Genomic DNA, 12,619 nt, shown 5'->3' on the forward strand with positions numbered 1-12,619 from the left:
GAAAATTTAAGTTTAGTACAGCGTGAAATGCTCAGCCAGTGGGCCCAGGGCCAGTGCGGGAAAGAAAGCCAGCGCGGCGATAATCCAAATCACGAAGAAGACCATCACGCCGAAGGTGGCGGTATCTACGCGCAGGGTGCCGGCGCTTTCGGGGATGAATTTCTTGCGGGCCAGCAAGCCCGCGATGGCCACCGGGCCGATGATGGGCAGGTAGCGGGCCAGTATCATCACCACGCCGGTGCTGATGTTCCACCACGGCGTATTGTCGCCGAGGCCCTCGAAGCCGGAGCCGTTGTTGGCGGCCGAGGAGGTGAATTCGTAGAGCATTTCGGAGAAGCCGTGGTAGCCGGGGTTGGCCAGCCAGGAGGCGTATTCGGTGGGGTGGGCGGCGTAGCCGTGGGCCGCCAGCGCCGTGCCCGTCAGTATCAGCAGCGGGTGCAGCAGGGCAATGAGGATGGCAATTTTCATCTCCCGCGCCTCAATCTTCTTGCCCAGGAACTCCGGCGTGCGGCCCACCATCAGCCCCGAAATGAACACGGCCACGATGATGAACACGAAGAAATTGAGGAAGCCCACCCCTACCCCGCCATAAAAGGCGTTGGTCATCATGCCCAGCAGCGTATTCATGCCCGAAAGCGGCGTGAGTGAGTCGTGCATGGCATTCACCGAGCCGTTGCTGGTGACGGTGGTGGTGATGGCCCACAGCGCCGAAGCCGGCGCGCCGAGGCGAATTTCCTTGCCCTCCATCGAGCCCAAGCTTTGGTCGATGCCCATGCGGGAGATGGCGGGGTTGCCGTGCATTTCCAGCGCCACGGTGGGCACTTGCAGCAGCAGGTAGCCGGCCGTCATCACGCCGAAAATCATCCAGCCCAGCCGAGGCCGGCCCAGGTAGAAGCCGAAGGCCAGCGCCATGGCAATGGGAATGAGGACGATGGCCCCGTTCTCCACGGCATTGGTGAGGTAGGTGGGGTTTTCGAGCGGGTGAGCCGAGTTGACGCCGAAGAAGCCGCCGCCGTTGGTGCCGATTTGCTTGATGCCAATCATGGCGGCGGCCGGGCCCCGGCTCACGTTTACGGAGTCGCCCTGCACCGTTACAATCGGGGCCTTGGCTGCCCAGTTCATGGGCGTGCCCTGGAACACCAGCACCAGCGCCACGGCCAGCGACAGCGGCAGCAGTACTCGCGTGATGCTCTTCACGAAGTAGCTATAAAAGTTACCCAGCTTCTCCGCAGTGCCTTCTTTCAGGGCATTGAAGACCACCACGCAGGCGGCCATGCCGGTAGCGGCCGTCACGAATTGCAGAAACATCAGGCAGAACACCTGCGAGAAGTACGTCACGCCCGACTCGCCCGAGTAGTGCTGCAAATTGCAGTTCACCAGAAAGGAAATGGCCGTATTGAACGCCTGGTCGGGCGTCATCGAGGGGTTGTGGTCGGGGTTGAGCGGGAGGCTTCCCTGGGTGCAGAGCACGAACATGGCCCAGCCAAACCACACCAGATTGATGGTGAGCAGCGCCACCAGATGCTGCGGCCAGGTCATGCCCCGGTTGGCATCGATGCCGCCGATGCGGAACAGCAGCCGCTCGAATGGGGCGAGGAAATCGGTCCAGCTTTTATCGCCGCGGTATATGGTGGCCAGGTAGCGGCCCAGCGGAATGGCCAGCAGCACCGTGCTGCCGAAAATGAGCAGGATGCCGAGAAGTTCTTTGTTCATGGTGGTTGGGGGATTGTAAAAACTGCGTAGGGTGCGGGGCTTGCCCCCGCCCGCCGTTGCACGGAATCGCTAGAGCAAGCGTCCGGGCGGGGGCAAGCCCCGCCCCTACATCAGAATTTTTCCGGTTTCAGCAGCACGTAGCAGAGGTAGCCGAACGTGGCCAGGGAGAGGAAAAGCAGGGCGAGCATCATGGCGATAGCAACAAAGCGAGGGATGAGAAATCAGATGCGGTCGAAGAAATCGACCGAGCGATAGAAGAGCCAGAAGGCGGCCAGGCCAAGGGCGGAAAGCAGGATAATCAGCAGCAGCGGGTTCATCAGCGGTGAGTTTGACAGGGTTGCCCAAAGCCCCTTGCCAATCAGAATCCACATTGGAAAAGTGGAAAGCAAAAGCTCATCAATCAACTTATATTCAGTCAATAACTTTATGTCAGTCCCAAAATTCAGACAGCCCAAACGCAGAAAACCGGGTCATTCTGACCCGGTGCGGTGGTCAGAATAACCCGGTTTTGTTTTAGTGAAGCGTGTTCTGTTTGGTCTATTGCAACCCGTACTCCTGAATCTTGCGATACAGCGTTTTGGTGCCGATGCCGAGCTGGCGGGCGGCCTCCATCTTGTTGCCGCCGGTGTCGAGCAGCACCTGCCGAATCTGGCGTTTTTCCTGGGTGCGCAGGGTGCGGTCGGTGGCCTCATCGAGGCCCGGGGCGGGCAGGATGTGGTGGAATTCGGGCGGCAGGTCGTCCACGGTTAGGGTGTCGCCGTCGGCGAGGATGGCGGCGCGTTCCAGCACGTTCTTCAGCTCGCGCACGTTGCCGCGCCAGTCGTGGGCGCGGAGCTGGGCCAGCACGTCGGGGCCGAGGGGGCGCAAGCGGCGGCGCAGCCGGGCGGCGAAGAATTGCAGGAAGTAGTCGGCCAGCTCGGGCACGTCGTCGCGGCGCTCGTTGAGGCCGGGCACGGGCACGGTGAACACGGCCAGGCGGTAGTAGAGGTCGGGCCGGAAATTGCCGGCTTCGGCCTCCTGGCGCAGGTTGCGGTTGGTGGCGGCCACAATGCGGACATCAATGCTGGTGGGCCGGGTATCGCCCAGCTTCGTGAACTGCCGCGTCTCCAGCACCCGCAGGAATTTGGCCTGCACGTTCAGCTCCAGTTCCCCAATCTCATCCAGAAAAATGGTGCCACCGCTGGCTTCCTCCAGCAAGCCCTTTTTATCTGCCAGCGCCCCCGTAAAGGCCCCTTTCTTGTACCCAAACAGCTCCGATTCCAGCAAATCCTTCGGAAAAGCCGAGCAATTCACCGCCACAAACGGCTTGCTCCGGCGCGGGCTGGCCTGGTGGATGGCCTGGGCAAACAGCTCTTTGCCCGCGCCGGTGGGGCCTTCCAACAGCACGGTGCTGTCGGTGGGCGCAGCGCGCTGGGCCAGCTTTTTGGCCTGCTCCAAAGCGGGCGCGTGGCCAATCATGGAGTCGAAGCTGTACTGGGCGCCGACCTTTTTCTCCAAATCGGCCACGCGGCGCTGGAGGCGGGCTTTTTCGGCGGCGCGGTCCACTACCACGATGAGCTGGTCATCGGAATCGCCTTTGGTGAGGTAGTCGAACGCGCCTTCCTTCATGGCGCGCACGCCGTCTGGGATGGTGCCGTAGGCCGTCATTAGCACCACTTCGGCTAGCGGGGCGAGGGCTTTGTAGCGGGGCAGCAGGTCGAGGCCGCGGCCGTCGGGCAGCTTCACGTCGCTCAGCACCACGAGGATTTCGTCGGCGTACTCGCGCAGGGCTTCGAGGCCGCGCATGGCATCGGGGGCCTGGCGCACGAGGTAGCCTTCCAGCTCCAGGGTGCGGGCCACGGCCTGGCGCAGCATGGCTTCGTCGTCGATGAGCAGAATGGTGCCGGTGGGCATGGGCGGGGCAGTAAGATGGGGGCGCAAAAGCGCGTCAAAGCTACGCCGGTCGCACTTTGCGCCCTCCTGATTTGGCCAGGCGGCTAGTGCCGGCTGGCCAAGCCCATGCGCTCCACGGTTTCGCCTTCAAAGTCGAATTCAATCAGAATGGCGGGCTCATTGCCCACCACCCAACCGTCGTGGCCGGGCGCGATGGCGACGGCCTGCGGGGCCACAAACTCCTCCAACGCCCCGTCGGCGTACTGGATATTTATCCGGCCACTGGCCAAAAAACCTACGTGCGCGTGCATGCACAGCGACGTGCCCATGATGTCCTTCAGGTTTTTCGACCACCGAAAACCCACCGGGTACACAATACGCTTGACGCGGGCATTGCCGGTGGGCACTACATCAACGAGCACGCCGCCGACTTCGCGGTGCGTAGCGCCCTTCAGCGGGCCGAGGAGAGAGGTGTTTTCCATGCCCTAACCTACGCATTTTCAGCTATTTTTTCGATGCCGGCGCGGCTACAACCAGCGTGTTGGGGGGCAGCGGCACTTCGCGCGAGGTTTCAAATTTGGCGGCTTCGGGGTTGGTTTCGTCCACGCGGCGCTGCACCACGCGCAGGTGGCGGGCGTCGGGGTGCAGCACGGCCAGGTCCTGGCTGATGCCGGAGGCGGCGTCGTAGCTGCGGAAGCCCATCAGCATGCCGTCGGGGAAGTTGGCGGCCTTGGCTTTGGCGCCGGTCACCATGTCGGGCTGGTTCGGGAATTTGCCCAGGTCGATGTCGAGCGGCTGGCTGCCCTGTACCAGCAGGTGGGCCAGCACGCGCGGATGCTTGGGGTCGTCGGGATTGTCGGTGGGCTTGAAGCTGAACGCCACCTTCATGGTTTCGGCATCCTTGAGCGTGGGTGCGACAGCCGGCGCGGGGGCCGTAGCCGCCGCATCAGGAGCCGTGCTGGTGGCTGCGTTGGCCGAGTCGACGGCAATGGGGGTGATGGGCGCCGTATCGGCGGCGGTGGTGGGCGTGGAGGTGACGGGGGCCGTTTGGTTGCAGCCGGCCAGCAGCAGGGCCGCGCTCAGGGTCAGAATCGAAGATTTCATGGGAAACGGGATGACAGCAGTTGGGGCTGTAAGATTAAGCAAAATTGCTCAACCTCGTATTTTTCGCGCTCGGCGCAATTAGTCAAAAGCCCCACCCCGTGAGCACAGCAAAAAGCCCGGCCGCGTTTCCGCAATCGGGCTTTTTAGCACTTGAATTTTCAGTCGAAACGCGGCTTACCAGCGGCGGCCACCCCGGCCCCAACCGTGGCCCCGGTAGCCGTAGTACGGCCGGGGAGCATAGTATACGGGGCGCGGCGCATAATATGGCATGGGAGCAATAATGACGGGCGGCGGCGGGGCATACACCACGGCCGGCTGGGGCGGATAGTAGTAGCGAGGGCCGTAATAAGCCCGCGGCGGGCCATAATAGCCGCCCCCAATACGCACCGAAACCTGGGCGCTGGCCGCCTGGCTGCCGAGCAGCATCAGGAACAGGCCCAAGGCAAAAAACACTGATTTAGTCCGCATAAGAATTCGCGCCGAAGCGCGCTGATTAATGATGGAAGGACAATTTATGGATTTTAGACGCAAACGCGACCGTAAGGTTTAATGGTTCGGCTAAGGGAGTTGAATGACGTAGGTGACATCGGTGGCACCGCCGAACAGGCCGTAGCCGGGGCGCACGTTGGAGGCCAGCGGGGCGGGCTCTGCGAAGGGGTTGCCGTCGGCGTCGTAGTAGCGGCGGCGCGAGAGGTAGAAATCGTAGGCATCCTTGGTGATGCTGCTCACCGTGACTTCGATGAAGCCCGGCTGCGGGCAGCCGGGCTGGGAGCAATAATTGTAAAACTGCACGTCCGAAGCCAGCGAAATGCGCTGCCCGTTCACGTTGGCATCAGCAAACGGGTAGATGCTGTACCCCTGGCTGGGGCTGGAGAGCTGGAACTGGCCAATGCTGACGGCGCTGTTCTGGCTGTTATAGTCCACCCGCAGGCTGCTGTTCCCATTGCTGGACTGGCCCTGCCGGTCCAGCAGGCGGGCGAAGGCCAGGTAGTAGTTGGTGGCATTGGGGTCGTCGCGCAGCGCCAAATTCAGGCGGCCCGTGTACTGGCCCGAGCCATTGGGGCCGGGCACGCTGCGGGGCTCGTAGCTGCCGCTTTCCACCACGGGTGCGGCGGGCATGGTGAGGGTGCTTTCGGCGGTTTCGAGGCCGGGCAGGCTGGCGCGTAACGTGTACTGCTGGCCCGGCTGCGGCCGGAAGCCCAGCACGGGCAGGTAGTAGCCGGGGTAGTTGCCATACTGGGTGCCCCGGGCGGCGCGGTAGCGCTCTACCACGCTGCCCGTGGCATCGCGCAGCTCCACGGTGGCATCGGGCCGGCCGGTGAGGTAGTTGGTGTCGAACACGCGCTGGCTGTTGCTGACGTAGAGCCGGCGCTGCTGAAACAGCTCGTAGAAGGACGAATCCAGCGGCGCAGTGGTGAGGATGTGCATCAGGGCCACGCGGGGCGTGTGCGGCGGCTCGGGCAGGTCGGTGGCAGTTTCGCAGCCGGCCAGGGCGGCGGTGGCGAGGAGCAAAGTTCGGAACAGGTTCTTTTTCATTGGTAGAAGGCGTTAAAACCGGAACGTTTTGCTGAACGATGGCAGGATGGGGAACAGTGACACCTGCCGGTAGCTGAGCTTGTCGCTCCCCTGCCCGCGCCCCAGGTAAATGAAGTAGGGATTGTGCCGGTTGTAGGCGTTGTACACGCTGAAACTGTTCACCACTTCGCCCCAGCGCTTCTTTTTGGTGTGGCTCAGGTCGAGGTCGAGGCGGTGGTAGGCAGCCATGCGGTAGCTGTTGCGGGTGCCGTAGTCCTCAATCGACGAGCTGTACGGCCCCAGCGAATAGCGGCCCTGCGAGAGCGTCACGGCATTGCCGCTGCCGTACACGAACGTGCCCGAGAGCGTGAGCGTAGGACTGAACTCGTGGATGACGACCAGCTTGAAATCGTGCCGCCGGTCGTACTTGTAAGGGTAGAGCTGGCCTTGGTTCAGCTCCGGGAAGCGGCGGTTGCTCCAGGCCAGGGTGTAGCCAATCCAGCCGGTGGTTTTGCCAGATTTCTTTTGCAGAAACAGCTCGGCCCCGTAAGCCCAACCCTGGCCGCTGGTGATTTTGCTTTCGTAGTTGTCGTCGGTAGTTCCCACGAAATCAGCCCCTTCCCGAAACTCAATCAGGTTCTGCATGGGCTTGTAGTAGGTTTCCACGCTGAACTCAAAGTCCTCGTCGTGGAAGCGCAGGCTGCGGGCGGCGCCCACGCTGAACTGCTGGGCTTTCTGGGGCAGAATATTGGCCGTGGCGGGCACCCACAGGTCGGTGGGCAGGCCAATGCCGCTGTTGGTGAGCAGGTGCACGTACTGCGTGGTGCGGGCGTAGGAGCCTTTCAGCGCCCATTGCTCAGTGAGCAGGAAGCGGGCCGATAGGCGCGGCTCCAGGCTGGGGTACAGCTTTTTATCCACCAGGAAGCTGTTCACGCGCAGGCCCACGTTCACCTTCAGGCGGTCGGTCAGCTTCACGTCGTCTTCGGCGTAGATGCTGGCCTCGTTGGCCCCGATGTTGCGGCCGGTAGCCTTGTTCTCGGACGGGTCGGTGCTGCCCTCGGTTTGCAGCGCGCCGGGCCGGAACTGGTGCCGGATGTACTGCCCGCCGAAACGCACGTAGTGGTTGGGGTTGGGCACGTAGTCGAAATCCGACTTTAAGCTGATATCCTGAATATTAGACAGGTAATTCAGGGCAAATTTATCAGTACGGGCCTGGCCGTTGCTGTCCGTGAACCGGTCCTCCTGCGTCGTGCCCACGTCGAACTGGTAGCGCGTGTAGGTGAGGTGGGTGTTCATGAACAGCCGGTCGTTCACGATGTGGTTCCAGCGCAGGGCCGCGATGCGGTTGCCCCAGCCCAAGGCGCTGTTCTGGCGGTTGTAGTCGCCATTGTCGCGCTTGCTGCCCTCGTCGTTGGCGTAAAACTCGTCGTAGCCCAGGTAGCCGCTCAGGTAGAGCCGGTCGCGCGGGCTGATTTTCCAGTTCAGCTTGCCATTGAGGTCGTAGAAGTAGTAGCCGGCCACCAGCCCATCGGCGTTGGCCTTGATGAGTGGCCGGGCCAGAATGTCGATATAGGTGCGGCGGGCCGAGAAAATGAACGACGCCGTGTCCTTCTTAATCGGCCCTTCCAGCGTGAAACGCGAGGCAATGAGGCCAATAGCACCCTCGCCGTGCAGCTTCTGCATGTTGCCCTCCTTCATCGTAATATCCACCACCGACGACAGCCGCCCGCCGTACCGCGCCGGAAACCCGCCCTTAATCATCTCCACGTTCTTGATGGCGTCGGCGTTGAAAATCGAGAAGAAGCCGAACAGGTGCGAGGCGTTGTAGATGGGCGTGCCATCGAGCAGCAGCAGGTTCTGGTCGGGCGAGCCGCCGCGCACGTAGAGGCCGCTACTGCCCTCGCCGCCCGCCTGCACGCCGGGCAGCAGCTGGAGCACCTTCAGCACGTCGGTTTCGCCAAACAGTGCGGGCAGCAGCTTTATCTGGTTCACGGGGATGTTGATGGTGCCCATGCGCGTGCTTTCGGCGATTTTCTCCTCCTTGCTGCCCACCACTTCCACCCCCGCCAGCTCGGCCGAGGAGGGTTTCAGGCGAAAATCGTAGGTGAAGCTGCGCTCGGCTTTACGGGCCAGCCGCAGCTTCTCGTAGCCCAGCGCCGACACCAGCAGCCGCACCGAATCGGGGCTGGCGGCCAGCGTGAGGGAGTAGAAGCCGAAGGTGTTGGTGGTGGTGCCCTGGCCGCTGGCCGGGTGCACCACGGCCACACCGGGCAGGCTTTCACCAGTCGCGCCATCGCGCACGTAGCCGCTGATGGTGAACCGGTTGTTTTGTTGCGCGTGGGCGGTAGCGGCCCCCAACAACGCCACGCTGCCCACGGCAGCTAGGCGGAAAAGTGAATTCATAGAAGCAATAAAAAGGTGGAAAGGAACCGACCCCGGCGGGCCGAAGTGCTGCCCAAACGGCAGCCGGGCATTTTTATTGGCAAAGGTGAGTATTGGGTGAAGAGCAGGATTTGGGCGGCAGGGTTGCTTGGGGATGCCGGGATTTTTTTTCGGGGATTACACAAAAAAGACCGTCATGCCGAGCGTAATCGAGGCATCTCGCGTGCCGAAGTAATTCAATCACAAGGAAAGATTTACTACCACACGCGAGATGCCTCGGCTACGCTCGGCATGACGGTCAGCTTAGCCTTGACCCCAATAGGCCAAGCCCTTACTTCTTCCGGTACCCGGCGTTCAGATAAGCCAGCACGGGCGTGGTGATGTCAAGGTTTTTCTCGCCGTAGGCGATGGTGCCGCTGGGCGCGGCGATGAGAATCAGCTTGTAGCCGTGGGCTTTGCCATAGGCTTCCACCTTCTTGTTCACGCTTTCGAGCACAGTTTGGGTGAGCTTGGCTTCTTCCTGCTGGGCCTGCTGCTGCAGCATCTGCTGCTGCTGGGCCACTTGCTGCTGCTGCTCCTGAAGCTTCTGCTCGGTGGCGGCGCGCTGCTCGGCGGTGAGGGTGGAGGCCTGCTTCTGGTAGGCTTCTACGTTGGCTTTGAAGCTGGCCAGCATGGTCTGGTTCTGCTTTTCCCAGCCGCGGGCTTTGCCCTCGAAGGCGCGGCGGGCGTCCTTCATGCCCTGGTAGCCGTCCAGCATTTTGCCCGATTCCACGTAGGCCAGCTTGCCCGAGAAGTCGCCGGTCATGTCCTGCACGGGGGCAGCGGCCACGGCGGGCTCGGTGGTGGTCGTTTCGGTGGTAGTAGCGGCTGCCGTCGTGTCGGCGGCAGGCTCGGGCGTGGCCATTACGGCCGTGCTGCTGTCGGTAGCAATGGCAGGCGCAACGGGCTTGTGGTTGAAATGCAGGAAGTATAAACCGGCCACGGCCAGCGCCAGCACGATGTTAATGGTAAGCTGAAGAGGGTTTTTCATTGAAAACGAGTGATGAGGAAAGGACAAAAGTAGGGAAGTGGGCGGGATGGGCAGCCGGTCATTGCGAGTGAAGCGCAGCGGAACGCGGCAATCCGTCCTGTACAATGTGATGAGCCCTGAGATGTGACAAGCCTTTTTCAATGTAAAAAGCCCCGGTACGGTGTAGTACCGGGGCTTTCTGGTACAAGAAAGTGTCTGGTGTTGACAGGACGGATTGCTTCGGCTGCGCCGCGCAATGACAGAAGGCTACTGCGGCACGGCAATGTGCAGCAGCGCGTCGCCCTGGTTCACCACGGGCATATAGTTCAGCCCAATCACGTAGCCACTCAGGGGCGACTCCAGCCGCACCGATTGCGCGCCATATGGGTCGGCGATGGAGCCATAAATCTGGCCCTTTTCGATAAACTGCCCGTTCTCGACGTGCGCCCGGAACAGGCCCGCAAACCGCGCCCGCAGCCACGTATGCCGCCGGCAGATGATGCCCGGCCGGGCCGGCGCGGGCGCTTCGGGCCCCATGCCCAGGTGGTGCAGCACCCGCAGCGTGCCCGCCACGGCCTCTTCAATGCCGGGCTCGTCAAGCCGCAGGCTCTCGCCGGTTTCGTACACGATGATGCGCTTGCCCAGCTCCTGCGCCGCCTCGCGCAATGACCCGCCCCGCAGCCCTGCGTGCAGCGTGAAGGGCGCGCCAAAGGCCGCCGCCATGGCATCCACCTCCGGGTCGATGCCCAGCAGAGCGCGCACCTGCGGGAAGTTGGCCCGCGCCGCGCCACCGGTGTGGAAATCAATGCCGTAGTCAATCAGGGGCATGATTTCGCGCATGAAGCGGTGGGCCACGCGCCCGGCCAGCGACCCGCGCGGGAAACCCGGAAACGAGCGGTTCACGTCCTTGCCATCGGGCACGTCGCGGCTGAAATTCAGAAACCCATAAATATTGAGAATCGGGATGGCGATGACCGTGCCCCGCAGCGGCGTGAGCAGCTCGCGCCGCACCAGCCGCCGGATGGTTTCGATGCCGTTCACTTCGTCGCCGTGCATGCCGCCCATGAGCAGCAGCGTGGGACCGGGCTCCACGGCCCGCAACACGTGCACCGGCACGTCAATCACCGTGCCCGAGGGCAGCTTGGAAATCACCAGCCGCGTGAGCACCCGCTCGCCGGGCTGAATGGTGAGGCCGTTGAGGCTGATGGCGTTGGGGGCGGTGGGTGGCATAGGCGAGGGTTGAACGACAAACTCCCCTCCTTACCAAGGAGGGGATGTTCGCGCTGAAGCGCGAACGGGGGTGGTTGTGGCGTTGAGTGATAATCGCAAAGCCAGAACGATGCCAGGGCACCTCAACAGCAGGCTATAGCGGGCCAGGCGCGAGCCGTTTAACGCCCATAACCACCCCCGTCCGAGCCTGCGGCTCGAACATCCCCTCCTTGGTAAGGAGGGGAGCTTGTCGTTCAACCGCCCCGCTCCTACTTGCCTGTGGGCACGTCCGATTGCGCGTCCACGGCCTGCGCAGAGCCTTTTTTGGCTTTGGGCTTCTCTTTTTTCTTCGCGGCGAGGTTGGCCGTGTATTCGATGATGCGGCCGGCAATATCCTGCTTGGTGGCTTTTTCGATGCCCTCCAGGCCGGGCGAGGAGTTGACTTCGAGCACCAGCGGGCCGCGCTTGCTTTGCAGCATATCCACGCCCGCGATGCCCAGACCGAGAGCTTTGGTAGCTAATAAAGCAGCGGCCTTTTCGGCGCGGGTGAGCTTGACGAGCGTACCCGAACCGCCCCGGTGCAGGTTGGAGCGGAACTCGCCCTCTTTGCCCTGGCGCTTCATGGCCCCCACCACTTCGCCGTCGACCACAAAGGCGCGGAGGTCGGCCCCCTTACTTTCGGCGATGAACTCCTGCACGATGATGCGGGCCTTGAGGTTGTGAAACGCTTCGATGACCGACTGCGCGGCTTTGGCCGACTCGGCCAGCACCACGCCCAGGCCCTGGGTGCCTTCGAGGAGTTTGATGATGACCGGGGCACCGCCCACCTGACTTATCATGGCGGGCACGTCTTCGGAGTGGTTGGTGAAGGCGGTTTTGGGCATGCCTACGCCGGCTCGGCTCAGGATTTGCATCGAGCGGAGCTTGTCGCGCGAGCGCACGATGGCCTGGCTGTCGATGGCGGTGCGCACCTTCATCATCTCAAACTGCCGCACCACGGCCGTGCCGTAGAACGTGACCGAGGCCCCAATGCGCGGAATGATGGCATCGAAGCCTTCCAGCGCCTCGCCCTTATAAATAATGCCGGGATGGCCCTTTTCGAGCACCAGGTTGCAGTGCAGGTGGTCGATGACCACGGCTTCGTGGCCCTGCGCGACGGCAGCCTCCACCAGCCGCTGGGTGGAGTAGGATTTGGGCTCACGCGAGAGAATGGCCAGTTTCATCGTGGAGGGTTGGATTGGTGGAGGGTGGCAAACGCCGCGCCCCAAAATTAGTCAGGGACGGGCGCGCCGGGCGGTGGCGCGGGCCAGGAATTTGTAGGAAAGGTTGCGCTTGGCCACATCTACCACGAACCGTCCTTGCCGCAACAGGCTGCGCCCCAGTAGTACGGGATACTTCATGTCGGAGCGGTCGGAAAGCGAAAAATCGGCCTCAAAAGATTCGCCATACAGCTGCACCACCGCCCGGATGACGTAGCGCTCCTGCACCTCGCCGTTGCTGGACCGGATATCGCGCAGGGCAAAGCTGCTGAAGGTGAGCGGCCGGCCGTCGGAGCCCTCGTGGCCGGGGTCGAGCAGGTTCACCACCAACACGGGCGGCTGCCCGGCGGGGGTTTCGATGTGGATATTGGAGCAGTGAATGGCGCTGGTGTACGCGCCGGTGTCCACCTTGGCCTCGACGCCGCCCAAGGCGAAGGCCGGAAAATCAACCAGCTCGCGGCGACCGAGAAGGCGTTTGGGGGGACGGGAAATGCGCATGGGCGAAGGGACGAAGCAGGCCTTGGAAAACCAAATGTATCATGCAGCGCCCGTTACA

The 12,619-nt window shown here is 62.6% G+C and carries 13 protein-coding genes; all 13 read right to left on the reverse strand.

Features of this window, described 5'->3' with window-relative positions; genetic code table 11:
- Nucleotides 1–12: 12 nt before the first annotated feature.
- On the reverse strand, nucleotides 13–1,713 hold the full coding sequence (gene kdpA, locus ACYU70_RS09795) for a potassium-transporting ATPase subunit KdpA (protein WP_342296963.1): 1,701 nt from the start codon (nucleotides 1,711–1,713) through the stop codon (nucleotides 13–15).
- Nucleotides 1,714–1,823: 110 nt separating this feature from the next.
- Nucleotides 1,824–1,904: a K(+)-transporting ATPase subunit F gene (gene kdpF / locus ACYU70_RS09800; protein WP_410779753.1), complete on the reverse strand. Its 81-nt coding sequence runs from the start codon at nucleotides 1,902–1,904 to the stop codon at nucleotides 1,824–1,826.
- Between the two features lie 30 nt (nucleotides 1,905–1,934).
- Entirely contained in the window at nucleotides 1,935–2,084 is a 150-nt protein-coding gene (locus ACYU70_RS09805) for a hypothetical protein (RefSeq protein WP_342296962.1), read from the reverse strand.
- A gap of 166 nt (nucleotides 2,085–2,250) precedes the next feature.
- Complete coding sequence (locus ACYU70_RS09810) at nucleotides 2,251–3,606, reverse strand: sigma-54-dependent transcriptional regulator (RefSeq protein WP_342296961.1); 1,356 nt, start codon at nucleotides 3,604–3,606, stop codon at nucleotides 2,251–2,253.
- Between the two features lie 83 nt (nucleotides 3,607–3,689).
- Complete coding sequence (locus ACYU70_RS09815) at nucleotides 3,690–4,067, reverse strand: cupin domain-containing protein (RefSeq protein ID WP_342296960.1); 378 nt, start codon at nucleotides 4,065–4,067, stop codon at nucleotides 3,690–3,692.
- Nucleotides 4,068–4,089: 22 nt separating this feature from the next.
- Entirely contained in the window at nucleotides 4,090–4,689 is a 600-nt protein-coding gene (locus ACYU70_RS09820; RefSeq protein WP_342296959.1) for a hypothetical protein, read from the reverse strand.
- 174 nt (nucleotides 4,690–4,863) lie between these two features.
- On the reverse strand, nucleotides 4,864–5,157 hold the full coding sequence (locus tag ACYU70_RS09825) for a hypothetical protein (RefSeq protein WP_342296957.1): 294 nt from the start codon (nucleotides 5,155–5,157) through the stop codon (nucleotides 4,864–4,866).
- Between the two features lie 90 nt (nucleotides 5,158–5,247).
- Nucleotides 5,248–6,225 (reverse strand): DUF4249 domain-containing protein, encoded by a 978-nt coding sequence (locus ACYU70_RS09830; RefSeq protein ID WP_342296955.1) that lies wholly within the window; start codon nucleotides 6,223–6,225, stop codon nucleotides 5,248–5,250.
- Nucleotides 6,226–6,237: 12 nt separating this feature from the next.
- Nucleotides 6,238–8,607, reverse strand: coding sequence for a TonB-dependent receptor (locus ACYU70_RS09835; RefSeq protein WP_342296953.1), 2,370 nt, complete (start codon nucleotides 8,605–8,607; stop codon nucleotides 6,238–6,240).
- Nucleotides 8,608–8,917: 310 nt separating this feature from the next.
- The gene (locus ACYU70_RS09840; protein ID WP_342296951.1) at nucleotides 8,918–9,616 is read right to left on the reverse strand and encodes an OmpH/Skp family outer membrane protein; all 699 of its coding nucleotides are present in this window, start codon (nucleotides 9,614–9,616) and stop codon (nucleotides 8,918–8,920) included.
- Nucleotides 9,617–9,862: 246 nt separating this feature from the next.
- Nucleotides 9,863–10,825, reverse strand: a complete 963-nt coding sequence (locus tag ACYU70_RS09845) for a succinylglutamate desuccinylase/aspartoacylase family protein (protein WP_342296950.1) — start codon at nucleotides 10,823–10,825, stop codon at nucleotides 9,863–9,865.
- Between the two features lie 248 nt (nucleotides 10,826–11,073).
- Nucleotides 11,074–12,027 carry a 30S ribosomal protein S6--L-glutamate ligase gene (rimK, locus tag ACYU70_RS09850; RefSeq protein WP_342296949.1) on the reverse strand — a complete coding sequence of 318 codons (954 nt, stop codon included), beginning with the start codon at nucleotides 12,025–12,027 and terminating at the stop codon, nucleotides 11,074–11,076.
- Nucleotides 12,028–12,078: 51 nt separating this feature from the next.
- Entirely contained in the window at nucleotides 12,079–12,561 is a 483-nt protein-coding gene (locus ACYU70_RS09855; protein WP_342296947.1) for an ATP-dependent zinc protease family protein, read from the reverse strand.
- Between the last annotated feature and the right edge of the window lie 58 nt (nucleotides 12,562–12,619).

The organism is Hymenobacter segetis (assembly GCF_054776495.1).